The following is a 21,677-nucleotide window of genomic DNA, read 5'->3' as shown; positions in this document are numbered from 1 at the left end:
ATTAAACCCTTTTCCGTTTGAAATCATTCTTTTGAAGAACAACTACCCAAAACAACAGAAAAATAATGGATGATTTTATTACTAGCACATTAAATACTTTCGCTCAAAGTTCAGATGATTTTACGGCAATTATGTTTTTGATAGTCAATAACAGCCTCGTAAAGGGAGGTGTCGTAGTAGCTGGACTATGGTACTTTTGGTTTAGTGATAAAAACAAAAGTCCACAGAATTATGAAAAAATCATTATTACCTTGTTTAGCAGTATAATTGCCATAGTTATCGGTAGGTCTTTAGATAATTTCCTTCCGTATAGAGCAAGGCCTATTCTTGATCCAGAATTCGATTTTACCTATCAAATTGATAAAATTTCTTGGCTTAACACCTTGACCTCTTTTCCCAGTGACCATGCCATTCTTTTCTTTTCATTAGCCACTGGTATTTTTCTTATTTCAAAGAAATGGGGGATGCTTTCGTACGCATATGTTTTTTTTATTATCTGTTTTCCGAGAATTTACCTAGGGTTTCATTATTTCACGGATATTTTCGCTGGTGCTATAATCGGAATTATGATCACATTACTAATTTCGGGCCTACCAATTACCAAAAGATTATCAAAGAAAGTAATCCTGTTTTCTGAAAAATTCCCCGGTATATTTTATGTATTCTTTTTTATTCTCAGTTATCAAATGGCCACATTATTCAGAGATAGTCGTAGATTGATCAGTTACATGATTGACGGCATCTTTTAATACGCTCTTGATAGAGGTTTTAGTGCATTTCTTCAGGGAGATATTGCCATGGGAATAAATGCGATTGCCATAAAAGGTGACAAATTAATTGCTATTTTAGGCTTGACCAGGGTAGTGGTAAGTTGACTACGTCTGATTTTGCCGCGATAAATCTTTAGGTGTAAACCCGCACTTTTTCGTGCACGAACCGCTAGCAACTGCCTATTAAAATGAAAATATATTTTTCGGGTTGGAATCATTGCCTTCCTATTTGTTGGGTATTCTATTTGATGGAGTTAAGCCGAGAGCGATAAATGAAAATGGATTTCAACAGAAAGCTACAAAGAATTCTTCACGGACAATTAGAAGAACAAAACTTCGAATCGCGAAATTCTGGGAACCCATATAATGGAGATTATAGTCCTGCCCTATCCATTGGTCATAGCGCATTGGGTTACATAGGACATTCAGGAGGAGATGCAGGAGTCGGAACTTGGATGTATTTTGACAAAGAGAAAAAAACAGGCAGATACATAGTAATCAATACAGATATGGGGAATGATGAACGAGCAAAAGAATTAGAATACTATGCCATTTGCGATAAAATGAATGAATATTTTGATAAACTGAACGTAGAAAAGCCAGCATATAATATTGACTATAGGTAATGGCCCTGTTCTTGCCTACTTATGAAATTACGTACGCATTTTCTATGCGTTTTGTAATTGCTAATTTAGTTGCTGAAAAACGTATCTTATCCCATATACGAAACATGGGCGATACGATCAAGATTGTTTATAAGAGTAGAATACAAAACCATACCTCTGGGAAAATGAAAAATCACCTACTACTAATGCTCTTCCTTTACATGGCAGTCGCCATTCAGCCAAATTTGTATGGTCAAGTTAGTACGGCCAAGGGTGTCGTTTATCTTGACAACAATGAAAATGGCGTATACGATACCGGTGAAAAGGGTATTGAAGGGGTCAAGGTTACCAATGGTTTAGACGTGGTAAAAACCAATGCACAGGGGCAATACGAAATCAAACTTCCACCTGAAAGTATATTATCTATATCCAAGCCTGCTGGCTATAGTGTTCCACTAAGTGATGTACAGCTACCCCAATTTTATTATCTCCATTACCCGAATGGCACACCCTCTATAGCGGCATGGAAGTGGCCGGTCATTCAACCCACAGGTCAATTACCCGAAACCATCAATTTTGCGCTTCTGGAAGGAAAAGTACCAAGGTCATTTAGAGGTATGGGCTTTGCAGATCCACAAACAAAGACAAATGAGGAACTCGACATGATGCGTAAGGATATCGTTGATGAACTTTTTGGAAATCCTTATGAAGCTAAATTCGGGCTTGTTGCAGGAGATATTGTCCATGAAAATCTTGGACTTTACGAACGTCATAATAGGCTCATGTCACAAATAGGCATTCCTATATGGAACGTACCGGGTAATCATGACCTAAACCTAGAATCTCCGAACTATCAATACGCTACCCAAACATTCAAAAAAGTATTCGGACCTGACTATTACTCGTTTGACTACGGTCAGGTACATTTTCTTGCACTTAACAATGTAGGATTCAAGGGAAAAGGTCTGGGATATGAAGGCCATATTGATACCAAGCAAATGCAGTGGATCATAAATGACCTAAAAGATGTACCATCGGACAAGTTAATTATGATCATCACTCATATTCCCCTGATTACCTACGCCAATGAAAGAACATTTCCCAAAATTATAAATACAGTAAATTTCAAAGAATTGCTGCGCATTTTAAAGCGCTTTCAATACGTTTATACCATTTCAGGACACGATACCAGCAACAGTTGGAAGGTAAAAGTTGATCATTCGCATGGCTGGTATGGTCGCCCATTTATTGCACACACTATGGCCGAAGTTCGAGGGAGTGGGTGGCAAGGACCCAGGGATGGTCGAGGGGTTCGATCTGCAACCATGGCGGACGGTAATCCAAACGGATATTATTTGTTTCATTTCGAAGGCAATAAAGTAAAACCACAATTCATTCCAGCCCCGAATGAATCAAAGGGTCGTTTGAGAATTGTTCTGGATCCACCATTAATCGTTTCGAATGGAACAGAACCGATGCAACCATCTGTGCTTGATCGTGGGGTGCAGCCTGACCCTATGTTTGTGGTCGTCAATTTCTTTGATGGAGGTGAACGCGACCAAGTCACCATATCTCTTGACGGGCAAGCACCCATACCTTTGGAATATACGGAGCGTACCGATCCATTTTATGTTAAACAGTACACGAAATACAAAGGTACCGACGATTCTTTACCTCCCGCAGCTACCTCCTCACATATCTGGCAATTCGAGCTTCCAAGGTTAGAACCTGGTTTGCATAGTGCCATTATTTGGGCAATAGACGAATTTGGTTTTGAAGAGGAGGAAGTACTTACGTTTGAAATAATCAAATAGCGCAACTATTTGTATAAAATCACAATCCCACTAAGCACAAAACCCAGCCAAGCTACGAGTCATACCATTGACTTTGCGTGCATTAATAAATGAAAGCAGGTTGGAAAATATCATTTTGGATTAGTATCCTAATTTTAGTCTGAGGCCATGTATTTTTGATCTATCAAGTTATAGACAATGTTTTAGGAATATATAATCCATGGCCAAGAGCGATAAGACGATAAAAATTTCAACCAAAGACCATATAAACAAACCGAATTAATCCAGAAACGGCTTCACCACTGGACATATGCCGCATAATTAGGGCACCTTCAGCGGAGGCTGTCTTTTGTGCCTAGGGCACTGCCGTCCTAAAAGCAATTTTTACTCCCAACACCACAAAATCTCAGTCCAATGCCGAGCTGTGGTCGAGGAAGTATAAAGAGAATCTTATAGGAAGGCGGATATCCACTCTATTGTTGCGGGATTTCCCTATATTTCCGTTGCAAGCACCGAACTGCGTGTAGCAGGTCATTTTCGACAACAAAAACATGATGAATAAGCCAGTTATAATCTTAGTAGTTGTTCTAGCAAATACCCTGCTTTTTTCAGTATTTGCACAAGAAAAACCAATTGCATTTGATATTTCCATTCCAACAGCTGGAAATTCATGGATCATGAGTGACAAGGCGTATACATCGTCTGATATCCTCACCGCAGATGGTATTAGTAATTGGACGGACCAAAATGAAATCATTCGAAAATTTTTTCACATGGATACCCCTGGAGAAATCGTACTAGGCATTACATCAAAAGTAAGTGCCTTAAATTCAGAGATTGAAATTCTTTTTAAGAATCAATCAAAAAGATTAACCCTTTCCGGTACTAAGTTTAATGATGTCTTAATCGGAAAATTCACCGTAACGGAAGTTGGCTATCATTATATAGATATAAGGGGCTTGAAAAGAGAGGGGAGTACATATGCCGATATTCGTGCGGTTCTAGTACAGACCCCAGAACCTGAATCTATTACATACGTAAAAGATGGGTATTATTTTGGAAGAAGAGGTCCTTCCGATCATTTAAATTATACACTACCCCATGGCGTTACCAATGTTGAATGGTTTTATAGTGAATTACGTATTCCCGACCATCAAGACGTTGAAGGCTCCTATTTTATGGCGAATGGTTTTGCCGAGGGATATTTTGGAATACAAGTAAATTCTCCAACGGAACGAAGAATACTTTTTTCAATTTGGAGCCCCTATTCCACAGACAATCCGGATGAAGTACCGGAAGAAGACCAAATTAAATTATTGAAAAAAGGTGAAAACGTAATTACGAATACCTTTGGAAACGAGGGCTCCGGAGGCCAAAGCTTCAAAGTCTTTGATTGGAAAACGAATATTAATTATGGGTTTCTAGTTGGCGCAAAGCCTTCAAATGAGGGCTATACGGATTATGTGGCGTATTTCTTTGACCCGGAGTCGAATAGGTGGAATTTAATTGCACAATTTAGAAGACCCAAAACAACAACCTACCTGAAGCGATTATACTCCTTTCTCGAAAATTTCATTCCAGATCAGGGAGCAATTGCCAGACGGGGTCTATATCAAAATCAATGGGTCTACGATTCCTTGGGATGGCATGAAATTGATGAAGCTATGTTCACAGCGGACAATACAGCCAAAAAAGGCCATAGGTTAGACTATTCGGGCGGAATTGAAGGCCTTGGTTTCTATCTGAAGAATTGTGGTTTAACAAATGACCATACTCCTATCGGAACCGTATTTCAAAGAAAGAAATTAAACCAAGAACCAGAGATAAATTTTACCTTGTTAGAATAGTGAATCGACAACAGGAATTAAAGAGCATGAAGCAATCTGAATTATGAAAACACCACCAACCAACTGACACTATTCGTAACACTTTTACTTTGGCTTTTTGATTCCAAAGTCGTGGGCAGAATGAAAAGGAAAAAACCAAAGAAGTTAAAAACAAGTACGAATTAAATTCGAAAAACCTGAATATTTTCGGTTGCGACCTGAAGTGGAAAAAGCATACGGTTATTCCCATATTGTAAAAATCGGAAATAGCATTAAAATCTCCGGATCCGTAAGTATGGACGATGAGGGAAACCCCACCTCAATTGGATACATAGAACAACAAATGAAAAACTGTTATTCAGACTTAGAAAAAATAGTAAAGCACTACGAATCCCTATCAAACTAAAAATGCTGCAGTTGAATGTACTGCAATGCCTTCAAAAGATCGGAAAACTGGAATGATGGAATAATAGTACTCCAACTTCAAAGAAAATCGTCACGAATATATGGCGTTAGAACTATTCAGGATTTTCAAAAAGAATTCATTTTAAGTGTTGGAAAATAAAAACTAAGCACAACCAAATGTATAATTCATCGCAAGCGTATTTGACCTTCGAAATTCCGCGCATAGGTAGTAGGTTTAGTCCGCAGGCCGATATCGAACCATCAACCCCTCTCGAAGCCTATTGAATTCATTACTTCGGTTACTCCATTTCAATTAAAAATAGTCGATAGGGTGTAATAATTTTTGACTTTGGCCACTAACCAAGAAAAAACAGTGAGCAGCGATTTTTATACATCATCGATTTTACCCTATGCGGCCATTATCATCAAGATATGCAGGGCATATACCAATAGCCAAGTGGATTTCGAAGATTATTATCAGGAGGTGTGTTTACAAATATGGAAGAGCAAAGACAACTTCAAAAAGCAGTCTAAATGGTCTACCTGGGTATATCGAATTTCATTGAATGTATGCCTGACGCTACTAAAGAAAAGAAAAAACAATCACCAGTATTTCGCTTCTGATGCCTTGCCTGAAGAAGCTACAGAAGAAAGCCATGCGTTTAGCGATGAATCCCTTAATCAGTTATATGATGCCATTAAACAATTATCTGAAGTGGACAGGGGAGTGATTTTACTTTATCTGGAAGAAAAGTCATATCAGGAAATCGCAGATATTATTGGCACTAATGCTAATAACATCGGTGTACGTATTAACAGAATAAAGGAACGTTTAAAAAAAGTATTGGATGGAAAAGTCAATTGAAACTATTTGGAAAAAAGGATTTTTAGACAGTGATGCCCTCGTTGCTCCTAAACTAAATAACTTGTACGATCAAAAATCGAAAACTATCATCGATAAATTAAAACGAATGATGAAAGTTAATATTTATGCCATTGTGGTTTTTGCATTCTTGAATTTGGGGCTGTATGCAGCTCTTGGGACTCCATATACTGGAGTATTTCTATTTATTCTGTTCATGGGGGTGTGTTGGATTAGTATGAGACAAGGAAGGACCATGATAAATATCGATACCAGTTTGAGTAGTTATGATTATCTCAAGTCATTCAACAACTGGCTCAAAATGGCCATTTCAAATAATAAAAAAGTAATGCGTTTTTTTTATCCCCTGGCGTTCTTGGCATCTTTGATGCCAATAGTACACGCATTGAAAGCAGTTGAAGGTACAAATACGGCGATTTTGAATTCTGGATTTCATCTATTCTATGGAATTCCAACATTTGCATGGTGTATAGCCCTCTTAATCGCTGTTCTGATATATAGTTATGGTGGTAAAATTTATGAATGGGATGTAAATTTGGTCTACGGCCGAATATTTAGAAAACTTGAAAGTATGCTCGATGAAATGGAGGAGTTGAGAAAGTAACGCTACTATCAATAAAGTAGAATTCGCATTAAATTATCAAATCACTACGCCCCTATTCAATTGGGAAAATAGCAACCGCGATTACCAACTATCCCGACAAGAATATTACAATTTCAGGAGTCTGATCTGAGCTTATCGGATTAAAAAACGAGTCCTTCCATCTGAATAAACACAAGCTTTCTCGTAGAAAGTTTTGCAACAATATATAACCCTAATTCCCGAATCCAATGGCATAGAGGTTGTAGACATTCTTGTTGAAGACTCAAATGACGAACTATTTACTAGGTCGGAAATTGAAGTATTGTTGACAAATCAAACCAAATTGGTTTTTATAAGTAAGGAAACAATTCCTTTACGACAGGCCACCACCAATCTTTCTATATTAGTAATGAGATATAAAAATAATTCCTCAAATATTTAAAAAAGGGAAATTAAGTTGCCTATTCCATCAGCAGTAATTTTACTAATGATTGATTTAGATAACTATATTACTGAAACCATTTTTTATGGCTTCAGAATGAAAATAAATGAAGATATTTAAAGTACCTACCAAATTTAACTATGGCAAAAAACGGATATAGTTCATGGTCATTGGGTGAAACGAATAAAACTTCATACACAAAACTCACTAGCTTTTTTTCTGAAAACCCGATAGGCATCACGACCAATCATACACAAACCCCTCAGGCATATTATGCTGAAACTGAACTTTGCTGTTAGGTGCCCTAACATGGTACCAAAAGCAATGTATTCACCATTCGTTTTTATTTTACAAGTGTTCATCGCTCATTACTAGGGCAATATATACTCCCAATAGTGCAAAATCCTCCACCGATGACGCACTTCGCGCTGCGGCCGGCGAACTATGAAGTGGCTCTAATAAGGAGACAGATATCCACATTATTGTTGCGGGATTTCCCTATATTTCCGTAGAAATAACCGAACTGTATGTAGCAGATCATTGGCAAATATGGTGACTACACTATATGAATATTATAATTCTGTACAATTAAATAATGTGTAAAAAGGATTCCAATGAAACCATTAACAATCACATTTTTACTACTGACCATAGTAGCATTAACCAATTGTTCGAAAGTAGAACGCAATCCGCCAAATATTGTAATTATCTATGCAGATGATATGGGCTATGGCGATCTTAATTGTCAGAATCCTAATTCAAAAATTCCGACTCCAAATCTCGACAAACTTGCTTCAGAAGGTATGCGATTTACCGATGCACACAGCTCATCAGGCATCTGTTCTCCAAGTCGATATGCTTTGCTTACGGGCACATATCATTGGCGTAGGCAACATGGTATTGTTGGTGCTTTTGGCAAACCATTTTTCAAGGACTCGGACATTACCTTACCGCAGGTCTTAAAATCAAAAGGGTACAATACTGCCTGTATGGGCAAATGGCACTTAGGGTGGAATTGGGAATTTAAAAACGCCCCTTCAGGTGAAGTAATGCAGTGGGGTTCAATGCAAAAATTCTATCGCCTGGAGGATATCGATTGGAGTAAACCTATAACAGGAGGCCCACTGGATCGAGGGTTTGACTATTATTTCGGTGACGGAACCATTAACTTCCCCCCTTATGCGTGGGTTGAAAATGATCAGCTAATCAAAGCTCCAACCGAAGAAATGGACATCCATACTATTGGCTTTGAAACCAAAGAAGGAGAATGGGAATTTCGACCTGGTCCTAAGGTAAAAGGTTGGAACCCTTATAAGGTGTTGCCTACGCTAACAAAAAAAACGGTTGATTGGATTAATACACAAGAAAAAGAACAGCCTTTCTTTCTTTATTTTGCGTTACCCTCACCGCATGCACCCATTATTCCGAACGATGAATTTGACGGAAAATCACAGGCGGGTGGTTATGGTGATTTTATGGTTCAGACCGATTGGGTAGCAGGACAGGTTTTAAAAGCACTGAAAGAAAAAGGCCTGGAAGACAACACAATCATAATATTTAGTGCTGACAATGGTACGGAAGCTTACGCTTGGAAGCGTGCGGAAAAGTACGGCCATTTTAGTATGGGAAACTTTCGCGGTTTAAAACGTGATGTATGGGAAGGAGGGCATCATGTTCCTCTCGTCATAAAGTGGCCGAATCAAATTAAGGCGGGATCAATTTCGAATGAGCTAATTTCTCAGATTGATATTATGGCAACCGTAGCAAACCTCATTGGAATAGACTTACCTGAAAATGCTGCTCCCGATAGTTATAATTTCGAGCCAGTATTGAAAGGCGAGCCCTATCATTCGCCTCTCCGGGAGACTACGATCCACAATACGTATGCATCAAAGTGGGGGATAAGAAAAGGGGATTGGCTTTATATTAATAGTCCTTCTGGCGGGCATAGGGAGCCACCAGATTCATTTAAAGAGCTCACAGGCTATACAGATTTCGATGAACCAGGTTTACTTTTTAATATGAAGGATGATTCTGAGCAACGTGTGAACCTCTATGAAAAATATCCGGAAAAAATTGAAGAACTTGACAAATTATTAAAAGAATACTGCAAAACCTCCCATTGAAGTCATGCTGCGCTCGGCGGCCTTTGAACTATAAAGTAGACTGTACAGAAAGACGGATAGGGAAATTGTATTTAAACACGAAATAAGATCAACAATGGCAATAAGTAATGGCACTCGACTACTTCTAGCTTTGCTCGTCGGCGGCGCTACGCAACTATGCATTGTCGAAACCGTTTTGTGGGGTATTAATTAAGCATACTATGATTCAAAAAATCTTGTTGATTCTACCATTCTACTTTTTCATCTACTCCTGTGCTGAAAAAAAAGAGGAACGACCAAATATTATCTTGATCATGGGAGATGATATTGGGATATCGGATATCGGTGCTTACGGTAGTGAAATTGAAACTCCAAATATTGATCAATTGGCTAATGAAGGTTTACGATTTACTACATTTTACAATATGGCTAAATGCAATCCTACTAGGTCATCACTGCTTACGGGTTTGTATACAGGGGGAAACGGAGCTGTACACTTAGCGAACCTGACAAAGCAGGCAGGTTACTTTACTATCATGAGCGGAAAGGAACACTTTGATCCATGGGTGCCTGAATATTGTAAGGCAGAAAATGTGTTTGACCACTCTTTTTATTTTTGGGCAACAACAGAATACTTCCTACCTCCATCCGGTAAGTTCGAACGACCCTTTTTTCTTGAAGGGAGAGAATTAAATGCAAACGAAATCGAATATGACAAATCACCGATGTACAAGACTGACTTCATCACGGACTACGCCTTGAATTGGTTGGATGAAGCATTTGAAGAAAAAAATCCTTTTTTTCTATATCTACCCTATCACGCGGCTCACTACCCACTTCAGGCCAGACCAGAGGATATTAAGAAATATAGGGGGAAATATCTAAAAGGTTGGGATGAGATTAGACAGGACCGTTTTGCGAAAATGCAAAAATTAGGAGTGCTTCCAAAGGCTGCAAAGCTGAGTCAGCCTGAGGATAATTTAAATAAGTTTCGAGGACCTTTGATACCGGAATATACAGAGTATTACGCGTGGAATAGTTTATCTAAAGCTCAAAAAGATTCTTTAGATCTTGAAATGGCCGTATATGCCGCTATTATTGACCGAATGGATCAAAATATCGGGCGTGTTTTGAAAAAGCTTGAGAAACATGGTAAGCTTGAAAATACATTGATCTTATATCTAAACGATAACGGGTCCTGTCCGTTTTACACCAACAAGATCACTGATGTTGGGCCAGGTCCTGCCAACTCCTACTGGAGTTTACGGGCTACTTGGGCAAACCTCGGGAACACGCCCTATCGACAATATAAACAATGTGGTCATGAAGGAGGAAGTCATACCCCTTTTGTAGCCTATTGGCCCGGTAAAATAGCTCCTAACACGATTACCCATCAACCTGGACACGTAGTAGACATAGCACCAACTTTTTTGGATATTTTAAACATTCAATATCCGGACTCCATTGAGGGATATCCTACCTTACCCCTTCATGGAAGTTCGTTAGTACCCGTTTTTATGGGAAAGGAGCGTAAACAACCTGACTATTTCGTTTCGGGAATGGAAAAATTCAGAATGTTCCGAAGTGGTGATTACAAAATTGTTAGACTCAATGGTGAGGATTGGGAATTATACAACATCATCGAGGATCCCACAGAACTTGTGAACTTGGCTGATTCATTACCGGAGAAGGTCATTGAATTATCAAATCATTATGCCAATACCCCATTGGGGCAACAGTAAACATGATTAACACCTGCCCATCGATAGGAGAATATTATTCTTACTACTAGGAATCCCAATCTGCCTTTTCAGATGCGATAAAACGACTTCTTCAAAATAAAGGAACACATGCTTTTCCCGTGGAAAACCTTTGTAAATATTTTAGCCATTGCTGTTATAGTATTGCTTTGGGGTGTAAATTTAATTGTTAGGAATTATTAAACCTTGCCTAGAATTGAACTAAAATCTAAAATCAAGAAATTTGAAGGCCCGAATCTGTTGGTCGCTGACAGGGTTAAGGGAACTTTTAAAGGTTTCAGACATGAGCATTATTTTACGAACGTAACTAGCCGGACTTTGTTGACGGATTATTTTACCTATGAATCCCCATTTGGACTATGGGGCAAGTCAGCAGATAAATTATTCTTGCTAAACTATTTGGCGAACCAACTAAAAGAACGGAATAGAATCGTAAAAAACCTTGCCGAAACGGGTCCATGGAAGAAAATACCTGGTGGCTACATACAGGCTTTATATTTGGAATGCCCCATAATCGATTATTAAAAGAAAGGCAAGCATCTCTTTTTCACTCCGTCTCTACAGCCCTAAACTTTCCACCATCGCGAATGGACAGCTCTCTTTTTGAAAACGGGCTTTCCGCCCAAAGTACAAATCTGCCTTTGACCTCCTCGAGAAAAACAGCACTGGCGTTCCTGCTCTATTCAAGGTCTCTACTAAAGATATGGTGTTGTATAGCCGTAAAATAATCCCTAAAAATATGGTTTAAGACATGGTCTTCGCTGCACGCCATAATTCCCAATTGAGGGTACACCTTAAGAATGGCTTGGGAAAGTCGAGCTACGGATGATGCCGCGTCTTGATGAATTGTTCTCATGTCTTTTTCAGAAAGCTTTTCCCCGTCTAAAATTTTCCTTTCTATAGTCGCCGCATGGTCCTCTACACTATCTATCGATTGATCGATCGAAGTAGTTAATAGTTTTAAAAGCTCTTGCTGGGACAGCACTTTGTTAGCCTCCTCCAAAAAATGGGAGGCCATCCCCAGATAGTTCACCCATAGCGTTAAATCAGCGAAACTGGAGAAAGGAACCTTAAAAATAGGATGGTCATGAAAATAGCGATCATATATAAAACTATGTGATTCGGGCACATACTTTTCTTTTATCTCAAAAGAATGGGTCGCTGTAGCCTTGAGTCCCATGGCATTCCAATCGTGAATAATTTCAACATCTTCCCTGCCCATCAAAAAAGAGCGTACCATAGGGGCTCCGTTTTCATCACATACCGCCTTACCTCCCACCCTAACCTCAGCGTTGAGCGTGAAATGCGTCAAATAGGTCGCCCCGGTAGCATATTTCCATTTTCCGGTAATACTATATCCTTCGTTCTTCTTTTCCGCATAGCCCGATACGCCACCACTGCCCCCAAAACGAATTGGGGATTCTTGGCTAATGAAAATAGATTCGACCACATCTTTTGTTAGATTTCCAAAGAAAAAATTGGCGCCGCTGCAAAGGGTGACCGTCCACCCCAAACTTCCATCGATTTCTGCTAAAGAAAATAGTTTTTTCAAGCCTTCCGACAATGACATTTCGAGTCCCCCGTGAGACTTCGGGACCCATAGGTTCCAAAGGTTGTATCGATCTATCTCCCGTATTATTTCCTCCGAAAATACCTGTGGTTTAAAATTAAGGTCCGCCAGTTTATGCATATCATATTTCGATCTTTTCATACAGATTTTCTTCCATTAAATATACCCCGACAGCGCCACAAGAAACAAAAATGTCATTACCCCAGTTTAAGTGCAGAGTCCCTTATATATCAGTAAGGCATCTGACCTCAAATCACCGATGTTAGGGCACACCGCGTTCTTATTTTTCCAATAGAACCCGCCCTAGATACGCATTCCAAGATACTATAGATGTAAGAACATATCTGCATATATCCCCGAGCGATAGAGCACCCGAAGGCCGGTCATTAGAGTAATATAATGCCATAAAGATAATTGGGGATCTTGTTTTGTCGTCTCAATGGTACCCACACCCTGCGAAATGGGGTCGCCATCCATAGTAAAAGGGTTAGATAATTAAAAAAATCGCTGTGTCGGTATTATCCAAATCAGGTGCGGAGCAGATTACATCAAGGTATCATCTCGGCCCATTGCTTGAACTGGTACCTCTTTAATCGTATTGCAAAGGTATATAAAGTGAAGTAAAAATATCGTGTAAGTACGCTAAGAATCAAGGAAGGTAGGATTCAGGCAAGTTTAACTTCCGGGACCATCAAGCCCGTTTTTTCATTCTTCATCGGCCCACAATTGCTAGACGATTTCGGCATTTAGCCCGGCTAGCAAAAGACGACTACAACGAGGTTCCAAATCATTATACTCCCCGGTTTTTACCGTACACTTTCCGTTATAGTGCACAATAAGTGAACACTGTTCCGCTTGTTCCGGGGTATGCTCACATACATCGATCAAAGTCTCAATGACATGATCGAACGTATTTACATCGTCGTTAAAGAGAACGATTTCATTTTGTTTAACGACTTCCTTCTCTAAAAGCAGCTCTTCCGATACTTTCTCTTTTCCACTCATTTCAACATCGTTTTAATGACTAAATACGTTCTAAAATACATATTTTACCGCAGCCCAATGGTTCTTTTCGATGTTTTTTTCGAATTTCAGACCAGATTGCGCACAGATTTCGGTAATGCTCGGGATGTCCTTTTCATAAAATCCACTTAACAAAAGCTGTCCGTTTTTCTTCAGATGTTCGCTATACACCGGAATATCGGAAATCAGGATATTTCGGTTGATATTAGCGATTATTAGATCATAACTCGTATGGCCCAATAAACTTGCATCCCCTTCATGAACGGAAATATGGTGACAATCGTTTCGCCCCACATTTTCAAGGGCATTTAGATAGCACCAATTATCTATATCGATGGCATCGATACGCTCGGCACCTTTCATTGCGGCCAAAATCGCCAATACACCCGTACCACTTCCCATATCAAGCACTGTTTTTCCCCTAACATCCATTTCAAGAAGGAAGTGCAACATCATATAGGTGGTTTCGTGATGGCCCGTACCAAAACTCATTTTCGGTTCAATTATGATATCGAACTTGACGTTAGGTTTTTCGTGAAAAGGTGCTCGAACCACACAATCATCCCCCACTTTTATCGGTTCGAAATTCCGTTCCCAAGTGGCGTTCCAGTTCTCTTGTTCGATTTCCTTAAAGGAATAATCGATGGTGAACTTGGGATTTTGTAGAATATCGATGTTTTCTACTACGCTCTCGTCCCAGTCTTCTTTATTGATGTAGGCCAAAATGCCTTCGTCATTTTCAACAAAACTTTCGAAACCGGCTTCTCCGAGTTCGGCAATCAATATATCGGAAGCCGGCTGCAACGGGGCTACCTTAAACGCATATTCCAAATATAGTATAGACATGGTAAGTATGTATGACAGCCAGGGGAACGGTGCGCTCCACGTGCCCATTAAGAAAAACCGTGCAACCAGTTCAAGCACCGTCTCCTGATGCCTGACGTATTAAATATCAGAAACTCGATTAAAACGCGCTGATGATGGCAACAAAGTCATCGGCAACCAAAGAGGCGCCTCCTATGAGCCCACCATCTACATCGGGTTTCCCAAAAATATCTTGAGCATTCGCCGGTTTCACGCTACCTCCATAGAGAATGGAAACATTATCCGCTATGTTTGCATCATAGGCTTCGGTAATCGTCTTGCGAATAAAGGCATGCATCTCTTGTGCCTGTTCAGGTGAGGCTGTTTCGCCCGTTCCGATAGCCCATACAGGTTCATAGGCCAAAATGATATTTTTCCAGGCACTGCCGTCAAGCGAAAAGAGTGCATTTTTCAATTGGCTTTCGACGACCTTAAAGTGATTTTCGGACTTTCGATCATTCAGCTCTTCCCCGAAACAAAACATCACTCTCATATCTTTATTCAATGCCGTAGCAACCTTCTTTGCCAGAATTTCATCGGTCTCACCGAAGTAGGCCCGCCTTTCAGAGTGGCCAAGAATTACGGTATCAATGTCAATATTCAGAAGCATATCGGCAGAAATTTCTCCGGTATAAGCCCCACTCTCGGCAAAATGCATATTTTGGGCAATTACCTCGATTACCGACGATTCCAAAGCCCGTACAGCTCCTGTGAGGTTCACAAAAGTCGGAGCGACCATGACTTCGGCTTGGGTATCGGGCAATTTGGCGGCCAACTCATTGAGTAGAATCTCCGTTTCCTCAAGATTTTTATTCATTTTCCAGTTTCCTGCAACTATTTTGCTTCTCATTGTTTTTATTTTTAGGTTCTCTTTTAGGCGTTATAGGGTAACATCTTGTTAAATAAGGCTTTACTCAAATTTTAGCTCGTCCAAATCATTGTAATGTACTTTTTGTCGAATCGTTCCTTTCTCTAAGACCAAAAATCCAGGGTTAGACCTTACGATGGTTTTCAAGGTAGTCTCGTCCGTAAAATAAAAGTCAAAATCAAGATGGTGACTATTGATTAATTTTTGGGTTTGTGTTTCGTTAGAAGCCGACATGCCGATTACCGTATAGCCCTTTTTCATTGCATTTTCAGTAATTCTCGCAACTTCGGAATATACATCTTCATTCGTCTTTCGTAAGTCATAAGCGATTACCATGACCAACTTGGGTTCCTGCAATAGCGAATCTGCTACGTCTACCCCTTCTTTCTCAATGGTAAAGTCGTGTATGGGAGGCTCGTACCCCTCTTGTACCTCTGTTGTTTCTACATCAATGAACTCACCATCGACCTGTGGATAGTCCCCTTGAGTGACAATAATCTTTTCCTGTCCGTCTACCTTGAACTTCCAAGCATAGTCATAGATAGGTTTAGGGGCGTCTTCGGGCACACTCATTCCTTCCTCTATATTGGCGCCGATCTTATAGGGTCTAAAATCTATAACCGGTAAATGGTTCAACACATACCAACAATAGGCTATGGAAAATAACAGGGCTACCAAAGTAACAAGCCTTTTGGAATTGGAACCAAAAATTGGTTTGATAAATCGTTGCCCTCTGAAAAGGATCACAATAAGAACCAGCAATATGATATCTTTCGTGAATGATTCCCAAGGCGTAAGTTTAATGGCATCGCCAAAGCAACCGCAATCGGTAACCTTATTGAAATAAGCGGAATAAAAAGTTAAAAACGTAAAACCGATTATCATGAGCAACAGGCTCCATACCGTGAACTTTACCCGAAAGCCCACCAAGAGCATTACCCCTAAAAGGACCTCGAAAATCACAACGAATATTGAAATTCCAAGAGCGTAGGGCTCTAAAAAAGGTAAATTCAAGACCCCTTGACTGAAGTACTCTTCCAGTTTGAACGAAAAACCTACAGGATCGTTCAGTTTAATAAAGCCGCTTATGATAAAAAGGACCCCAACGATTATTCTACTAAAATCAACAAGATATTTCATCTATGGCTATTTATTATTTCCGAGGTCGGCGCATTGCCCTAATAGGTTCATCAGCAGGTGTACGAATTTAGGTTCTAGGCTTTTCTTGTTTTGATGGATTATCATCAGCTTTAAGATGAATCAGGGCAAAAACAGCATAGTTGACCATGTCTTGGTAATTGGCGTCAATGCCTTCGCTTACGAGGGTCTTTCCTTTATTATCTTCAATCTGCTTGACCCGCAATATTTTTTGCAAAATAAGGTCGGTTAAAGAACTGACTCTCATATCGCGCCATGCCTCTCCATAATCATGATTTTTGTTTTGCATCAAGGTCTTCGTCGTCGAAGCGTGCTTGTCAAAGAGTTTTAAAGCTTGTTCTACCGAAAGGTCTGGCTGCACAGCGACACCTTTCTCCAATTGAATCAAGGCCATAATCGAATAATTTATAATTCCTATAAACTCCGAACGTTCATCTTCGTCTATCTTTCTCGTACTATTTTCTTGAAGACCTCGAATGCGCTGTGCCTTAATAAAAATCTGGTCCGTCAAGGACGGAAGGCGCAAAATGCGCCAAGCACTCCCATAATCCTTCATCTTATTTTGAAAAAGGTCACGGCACAAGCGAATTATCGCGTCATATTGCTCGGAAGTACGCTGCATGGTTATACTTTATAATTTGCTTAAATTTCCACCAAAATCTTGAATCGCCCAAAGTTCGTATTTTAAACTTGGTTTATCAAGGTACCGCTACAACTTCTTTTAAAGAAAATTATGACCCTAAACTGCAGAGGCCAACTTATCGATTTAGCCCGTACACAAGTAATGGGCATCTTAAATATTACACCCGATTCTTTTTACGATGGAGGGACCTATCAAAACGAGCGTTCTATCTTAGACCATACTGAAAAAATGTTGAAAGATGGTGCTACCTTCATCGACGTAGGCGCCTACAGTTCGCGGCCTGGGGCCAAAGATATTTCTGAAAGCGAGGAATTACAACGAATCGTTCCCGTGGTTGGATTATTACTTCAAAACTTTCCAGGAATCATTTTGTCTATAGACACCTTTCGAAGTAAAGTGGCAGAGGAATGTCTACAAGCCGGAGCTACTGTGATCAATGATATATCTGCTGGAGAACGCGACCAGGAAATGATGCCTACGGTCGCCAAGTACAATGCGCCCTACATCTTAATGCATATGCGGGGAAATCCGAATACCATGCAGCAACACACGAACTATGAAAATCTTTTAATCGATATTATTAAATATTTTTCGGGCCGAATTGCGGTTGCTAGATCATTGGGTTTGATCGATTTGATTATCGACCCAGGTTTCGGCTTCGCCAAAACGGCCTCACAAAATTTTGAACTATTGAACGGTTTAGCGCTCTTTCAGAATCTAAAACTCCCTATATTGACTGGACTCAGTAGAAAATCAATGATATATAAAACCCTGAACATTACTGCCGAAGAGGCCCTGAACGGTACAACGGCACTTCATATGGTCGCTCTGATGAAAGGAGCCAATATTTTACGTGTGCACGACGTTAAAGAAGCAGTGGAATGTATTAAACTTGCAGAACAGTTGAAAGCCGAATGAATGTTTATGGTTTTTTCTAAATTTACAAAAACACCTCCACATTGAATTTTCTTAATTTTTTAGATTTTAAGGTTACCGATGTTCTCGATATCATTCTGGTAGCGGTACTACTATACTATATCTATAAACTGGTAAGGGGGTCAGTTGCCATCAACATCTTCATTGGAATCGTAATCGTATGGGGGTTCTGGAAGCTTACCGAACTTCTAGGAATGGAAATGATCAGTAGCATGGTGGGGGCTTTCATGCAAGTTGGTCTTATTGCCTTGATCATCGTTTTTCAACAAGAGATCCGCAAATTTCTGCTGATGATCGGTTCGACCAACTTCGCCAATAAGAAAAAGTTCATCAAACACTTCAAGTTTTTAAAACAAGACGGCCTCAGTAGCAGTACCGATATCGACTCTATTCTAGCGGCCTGCAAGAAAATGAGCGCGACTCGAACGGGTGCCATTATTGTAATCGAGAGGAGTAATTCCCTAGATTTCATAAAATCATCGGGTGACAAAATGTATATAGAGGTCAACCAACCAATTATTGAAAGTATCTTCTACAAAAATAGTCCGTTGCACGACGGAGCAGCGGTCATCGAGAACAACCATATCGTAGCGACTAGGGTTATCCTTCCTGTATCGAACAAACGAAATATTCCACTTCGTTTTGGTCTTAGACATAGAGCGGCTGTGGGCATCACCGAAAAAACCGATGCGCTTACCCTAGTGGTCAGTGAAGAAACCGGTAATATTTCCTTTATTAAAAATGGAGAGTTTATTGACTACGGTGACCTGAACGAACTCGGCAATATCATTAAGAACGACTTAATCAACTAGGCGACCTCCTCTTCGGCCAAAAATTGAGCTTCGTAAAGATTACGATAATACCCTCCGTTTTTCAATAGGTCTTTATGCGTGCCGATCTCAACAATCTGACCGGAATCCATAACAATAATTTTATCGGCTTTTTTAATGGTTGCCAATCGATGAGCTATGATTATAGAGGTTCTACCCGCAGTGATTTTTTCCGTGGCCTTTTGTATCAGTTGCTCAGAATAGGTATCTACCGATGAAGTGGCCTCATCGAGCACAAGAATACTAGGATTACTTACATAGGCCCTCAAAAAGGCGATCAATTGCCGCTGGCCGCTCGAAAGCATAGTACCGCGCTCTTTCACATTGTATTGGTACCCCCCCGGAAGACTAGAGATGAATTCATCGACCCCGATTTGTCTTGCCGCTTCGGTAATGGTCTCTAACGTTATCGAGGGATCTTTCAATGAAATATTGTTCGCAATGGTATCGGCAAAGAGAAAAACATCTTGGAGTACAACGGCTATTTGGGAACGCAATGAGGCAAGTTTAAAATCTTTGATGTCTATGCCGTCGACTTGAATACTTCCTGAATTGATTTCATAAAACCGGTTGAGCAAATTGACAATAGTAGACTTACCCGCACCCGTAGCCCCCACAATAGCCACAGTTTCACCTACCTTAACCTCAAAATTTATTCCATGAAGTACCTCTTCATCTTCCAAATATCCAAATCGTACGTCGGAAAACTTTATGCTTCCCTCTACATCTACTTTTTCGATGGTGCCGACATCTTGAATATTGCTTTGAGTATCTAAAATTTTAAATACCCTGTTCGCGGCGACCATTCCCATTTGCAACGTATTGAATTTATCAGCAATCTGTCGTAAAGGCCGAAATAGTATTTCGATATACATGATGAAGGCGAAAATAGTACCCGAAATATCAACGGTTATATTGGCCACGTTCTGAAGACCTCCATACCACACCACCAGACCTATAGCAACAGAAGTGACGATTTCAGCCACGGGAAAAAATATGGAGTTATACCACACGGTCTTCAACCAGGCATTTTGATGTTTTTCATTAATACCCCTGAAGTTATCGCTTTCTATTTTTTCACGAGTAAAGAGATGAACTATTTTCATGCCAGTTATACGTTCTTGAACGAACGAATTTAGATTCGATACTTGGGCACGGACATCGATAAAGGCAACCTTCATTGCCTTTTGAAATAGTCGGGTGGCATAAAGTATAATAGGTAGCAAGGCAAAAACAATAAGGGCTAGTTTCCAGTTCAAGTAGATCATCATGCCGGCGGCAGCGATCATTTTTAGTAGGTCACCGACAATAACGAAGAAACCTTGACTGAAAATCTCTCCTATGCGCTGCATGTCCGCTACGGCCCGTGTGACCAATACGCCTAGTGAAGAGGTATCGAAATATTTCATTCGAAAACTGAGCATATGCTCGAAAAGTTTGATTCGGATATCACGTATCACCGACTCGCCCAACCAATTTGCATAGTAATTGAACAAAAGTTGACTGATGACCTGAGCTACCAACACGCCGAACATAAGCAATGAAAGATTGAGCAACTTTTCGGCATCAGGGGTGATGATTGCATCGTCGATAATTGCACTGACTATATAAGGACCAATTGCAGCAAAGGCCGACAAAAGAATGGCCGCCAAGGCGACGCCGTAAAATGTAATTCGATAAGGCCTTGTATGCCGCATTAATCGCTTGAACAACCCTACATCGAAAGCTTTGCCAGAGTTTTTATCCATTCCTTATCCTAATCTTTTCGGGGTATACAACTGAAATCAAATATAGCCCTTTTGCCGGTACCGATGGTCCCGCCTTGCCTCGGTCTTTACTATTTAAGACCGTTTTAACATGCTCGGGCACATATTTTTCTTGACCGACCTCTATAAGAGTACCTACGATCGCACGCACCATATTGCGCAAGAATCGATCTGCTGTTATCGTAAAAACCAGCACATCATCTCGTTTCTCCCACGTGGCTTTTCGAAGGTGGCAGTCGTACGTCTTCACATCGGTTTTTGATTTTGAAAAACATTCAAAATCAGTATGCTCCAATAAAAGCTTAGCTGCTTGGTTCATTTTTTCGACATGCAACGGAGACTTCACTTCATAAGCATAATCGACATAAAAGGGATTCTTTTCCTGTGTAATCCAATACTCATAAGTTCGGGAAACAGCATCAAAACGGGCATGGGCGTTTTCGTTTACTTCAAAAATAGTCTTCACTGAAATATCGGAGGGGAGAAAGGAGTTCAACCGATACACCATATCGTCTTTTTGTTGCAGCCCTTCGGCCTCAAAATGTGCGAACATCTGACGCGCATGTACCCCTGCATCAGTACGGCCGGCTCCGGTGAGCGAGACTGACTGTCTTAATAGGGTCGAAAAAGAATTCTCCAACACCTGCTGAACAGTTAAAGCATTAGGCTGGTTTTGCCACCCATGGTACGCTTTACCGACGTATGCAAATTCAACAAAATATCTCAATGAATCTAGTAGTTTTGTAGTGCGCAAAGATAAGGGTTCTCAGGAAACCAAATCGAATGTATTTGATGTTGTTTTGGATGGTCAAGTCGTGCGCAATAAAACTCGTAAATACGCTATACA

20 protein-coding genes are annotated in these 21,677 nt (G+C 40.1%); 11 read left to right on the top strand and 9 right to left on the bottom strand.

Going from position 1 to position 21,677, the window contains the following annotated elements:
- The first annotated feature begins 65 nt into the window (after positions 1–65).
- From F2B13_RS10735 to F2B13_RS10690, 9 genes are all read left to right on the top strand, one after another.
- Positions 66–749: a phosphatase PAP2 family protein gene (locus F2B13_RS10735; protein ID WP_149275069.1), complete on the top strand. Its 684-nt coding sequence runs from the start codon at positions 66–68 to the stop codon at positions 747–749.
- 299 nt (positions 750–1,048) lie between these two features.
- On the top strand, positions 1,049–1,396 hold the full coding sequence (locus tag F2B13_RS10730) for a hypothetical protein (protein ID WP_198440106.1): 348 nt from the start codon (positions 1,049–1,051) through the stop codon (positions 1,394–1,396).
- A gap of 164 nt (positions 1,397–1,560) precedes the next feature.
- Positions 1,561–3,189, top strand: coding sequence for a calcineurin-like phosphoesterase C-terminal domain-containing protein (locus tag F2B13_RS10725; protein ID WP_198440105.1), 1,629 nt, complete (start codon positions 1,561–1,563; stop codon positions 3,187–3,189).
- A gap of 530 nt (positions 3,190–3,719) precedes the next feature.
- Positions 3,720–5,015: a DUF3472 domain-containing protein gene (locus F2B13_RS10720; protein ID WP_198439744.1), complete on the top strand. Its 1,296-nt coding sequence runs from the start codon at positions 3,720–3,722 to the stop codon at positions 5,013–5,015.
- 733 nt (positions 5,016–5,748) lie between these two features.
- A complete protein-coding gene (locus F2B13_RS10710) occupies positions 5,749–6,264 on the top strand; it encodes an RNA polymerase sigma factor (RefSeq protein WP_232622946.1) in 516 nt (171 codons plus the stop codon).
- The gene (locus F2B13_RS10705) at positions 6,248–6,886 is read left to right on the top strand and encodes a hypothetical protein (protein WP_149304111.1); all 639 of its coding nucleotides are present in this window, start codon (positions 6,248–6,250) and stop codon (positions 6,884–6,886) included. The genes F2B13_RS10710 and F2B13_RS10705 overlap by 17 nt, the downstream gene beginning before the upstream one ends.
- Before the next feature lie 1,035 nt (positions 6,887–7,921).
- On the top strand, positions 7,922–9,433 hold the full coding sequence (locus F2B13_RS10700; RefSeq protein WP_149304110.1) for a sulfatase family protein: 1,512 nt from the start codon (positions 7,922–7,924) through the stop codon (positions 9,431–9,433).
- A 200-nt stretch (positions 9,434–9,633) separates the two neighbouring features.
- Positions 9,634–11,154: an arylsulfatase gene (locus tag F2B13_RS10695; protein WP_149275065.1), complete on the top strand. Its 1,521-nt coding sequence runs from the start codon at positions 9,634–9,636 to the stop codon at positions 11,152–11,154.
- 204 nt (positions 11,155–11,358) lie between these two features.
- The gene (locus F2B13_RS10690) at positions 11,359–11,697 is read left to right on the top strand and encodes an SRPBCC family protein (protein ID WP_149275064.1); all 339 of its coding nucleotides are present in this window, start codon (positions 11,359–11,361) and stop codon (positions 11,695–11,697) included.
- A 154-nt stretch (positions 11,698–11,851) separates the two neighbouring features.
- Here the strand turns inward: F2B13_RS10690 and F2B13_RS10685 are convergent, their stop codons facing one another.
- The 7 genes from F2B13_RS10685 to F2B13_RS10660 all read right to left on the bottom strand — a co-directional run bounded on the left by F2B13_RS10685 (position 11,852) and on the right by F2B13_RS10660 (position 17,277).
- Positions 11,852–12,883, bottom strand: a complete 1,032-nt coding sequence (locus F2B13_RS10685) for an acyl-CoA dehydrogenase family protein (protein ID WP_232625219.1) — start codon at positions 12,881–12,883, stop codon at positions 11,852–11,854.
- Positions 12,884–13,066: 183 nt separating this feature from the next.
- Positions 13,067–13,219 (bottom strand): hypothetical protein, encoded by a 153-nt coding sequence (locus F2B13_RS20435; RefSeq protein WP_198439743.1) that lies wholly within the window; start codon positions 13,217–13,219, stop codon positions 13,067–13,069.
- 252 nt (positions 13,220–13,471) lie between these two features.
- On the bottom strand, positions 13,472–13,747 hold the full coding sequence (locus F2B13_RS10680; RefSeq protein WP_149275063.1) for an ATP-dependent Clp protease adaptor ClpS: 276 nt from the start codon (positions 13,745–13,747) through the stop codon (positions 13,472–13,474).
- Between the two features lie 30 nt (positions 13,748–13,777).
- Positions 13,778–14,611, bottom strand: coding sequence for a 50S ribosomal protein L11 methyltransferase (gene prmA / locus F2B13_RS10675; RefSeq protein ID WP_149275062.1), 834 nt, complete (start codon positions 14,609–14,611; stop codon positions 13,778–13,780).
- 118 nt (positions 14,612–14,729) lie between these two features.
- On the bottom strand, positions 14,730–15,479 hold the full coding sequence (gene tpiA, locus F2B13_RS10670) for a triose-phosphate isomerase (protein ID WP_149275061.1): 750 nt from the start codon (positions 15,477–15,479) through the stop codon (positions 14,730–14,732).
- Between the two features lie 60 nt (positions 15,480–15,539).
- On the bottom strand, positions 15,540–16,637 hold the full coding sequence (locus F2B13_RS10665) for a BT_3928 family protein (RefSeq protein WP_149275060.1): 1,098 nt from the start codon (positions 16,635–16,637) through the stop codon (positions 15,540–15,542).
- A 67-nt stretch (positions 16,638–16,704) separates the two neighbouring features.
- Positions 16,705–17,277 (bottom strand): DUF1599 domain-containing protein, encoded by a 573-nt coding sequence (locus tag F2B13_RS10660; RefSeq protein ID WP_149275059.1) that lies wholly within the window; start codon positions 17,275–17,277, stop codon positions 16,705–16,707.
- A gap of 111 nt (positions 17,278–17,388) precedes the next feature.
- On the opposite strand from F2B13_RS10660, the gene folP reads away from it, so the two are divergent.
- Both folP and cdaA read left to right on the top strand, forming a co-directional pair.
- A complete protein-coding gene (gene folP, locus F2B13_RS10655; protein WP_149275058.1) occupies positions 17,389–18,216 on the top strand; it encodes a dihydropteroate synthase in 828 nt (275 codons plus the stop codon).
- A 41-nt stretch (positions 18,217–18,257) separates the two neighbouring features.
- Positions 18,258–19,046 (top strand): diadenylate cyclase CdaA, encoded by a 789-nt coding sequence (cdaA, locus tag F2B13_RS10650; RefSeq protein ID WP_149275057.1) that lies wholly within the window; start codon positions 18,258–18,260, stop codon positions 19,044–19,046.
- Here the strand turns inward: cdaA and F2B13_RS10645 are convergent.
- Together F2B13_RS10645 and truA are read right to left on the bottom strand one after the other, a co-directional pair.
- Positions 19,043–20,812, bottom strand: coding sequence for an ABC transporter ATP-binding protein (locus tag F2B13_RS10645; RefSeq protein ID WP_149275056.1), 1,770 nt, complete (start codon positions 20,810–20,812; stop codon positions 19,043–19,045). The genes cdaA and F2B13_RS10645 overlap by 4 nt on opposite strands.
- Positions 20,805–21,557 (bottom strand): tRNA pseudouridine(38-40) synthase TruA, encoded by a 753-nt coding sequence (gene truA / locus F2B13_RS10640; protein ID WP_149275055.1) that lies wholly within the window; start codon positions 21,555–21,557, stop codon positions 20,805–20,807. Before truA ends, F2B13_RS10645 begins: the two co-directional genes overlap by 8 nt.
- Positions 21,558–21,677: the final 120 nt, after the last annotated feature.

Source organism: Pareuzebyella sediminis (genome assembly GCF_008367235.1).
GTDB lineage: Bacteria > Bacteroidota > Bacteroidia > Flavobacteriales > Flavobacteriaceae > Pareuzebyella > Pareuzebyella sediminis.
This window is presented reverse-complemented; position numbering and strand designations above follow the sequence as displayed.

Excerpts from the sequence above, each read along its gene's own strand:
- F2B13_RS10735 (WP_149275069.1), top strand. The coding sequence starts at position 66 with ATGGATGATTTTATTACTAGCACATTAAATACTTTCGCTCAAAGTTCA.
- F2B13_RS10730 (WP_198440106.1), top strand. The coding sequence starts at position 1,049 with ATGGATTTCAACAGAAAGCTACAAAGAATTCTTCACGGACAATTAGAA.
- F2B13_RS10725 (WP_198440105.1), top strand. The coding sequence starts at position 1,561 with ATGAAAAATCACCTACTACTAATGCTCTTCCTTTACATGGCAGTCGCC.
- F2B13_RS10720 (WP_198439744.1), top strand. The coding sequence starts at position 3,720 with ATGATGAATAAGCCAGTTATAATCTTAGTAGTTGTTCTAGCAAATACC.
- F2B13_RS10705 (WP_149304111.1), top strand. The coding sequence starts at position 6,248 with ATGGAAAAGTCAATTGAAACTATTTGGAAAAAAGGATTTTTAGACAGT.
- F2B13_RS10700 (WP_149304110.1), top strand. The coding sequence starts at position 7,922 with ATGAAACCATTAACAATCACATTTTTACTACTGACCATAGTAGCATTA.
- F2B13_RS10695 (WP_149275065.1), top strand. The coding sequence starts at position 9,634 with ATGATTCAAAAAATCTTGTTGATTCTACCATTCTACTTTTTCATCTAC.
- F2B13_RS10685 (WP_232625219.1), bottom strand. The coding sequence starts at position 12,883 with ATGAAAAGATCGAAATATGATATGCATAAACTGGCGGACCTTAATTTT.
- F2B13_RS20435 (WP_198439743.1), bottom strand. The coding sequence starts at position 13,219 with ATGGATGGCGACCCCATTTCGCAGGGTGTGGGTACCATTGAGACGACA.
- F2B13_RS10680 (WP_149275063.1), bottom strand. The coding sequence starts at position 13,747 with ATGAGTGGAAAAGAGAAAGTATCGGAAGAGCTGCTTTTAGAGAAGGAA.
- prmA (WP_149275062.1), bottom strand. The coding sequence starts at position 14,611 with ATGTCTATACTATATTTGGAATATGCGTTTAAGGTAGCCCCGTTGCAG.
- tpiA (WP_149275061.1), bottom strand. The coding sequence starts at position 15,479 with ATGAGAAGCAAAATAGTTGCAGGAAACTGGAAAATGAATAAAAATCTT.
- F2B13_RS10665 (WP_149275060.1), bottom strand. The coding sequence starts at position 16,637 with ATGAAATATCTTGTTGATTTTAGTAGAATAATCGTTGGGGTCCTTTTT.
- F2B13_RS10660 (WP_149275059.1), bottom strand. The coding sequence starts at position 17,277 with ATGCAGCGTACTTCCGAGCAATATGACGCGATAATTCGCTTGTGCCGT.
- folP (WP_149275058.1), top strand. The coding sequence starts at position 17,389 with ATGACCCTAAACTGCAGAGGCCAACTTATCGATTTAGCCCGTACACAA.
- F2B13_RS10645 (WP_149275056.1), bottom strand. The coding sequence starts at position 20,812 with ATGGATAAAAACTCTGGCAAAGCTTTCGATGTAGGGTTGTTCAAGCGA.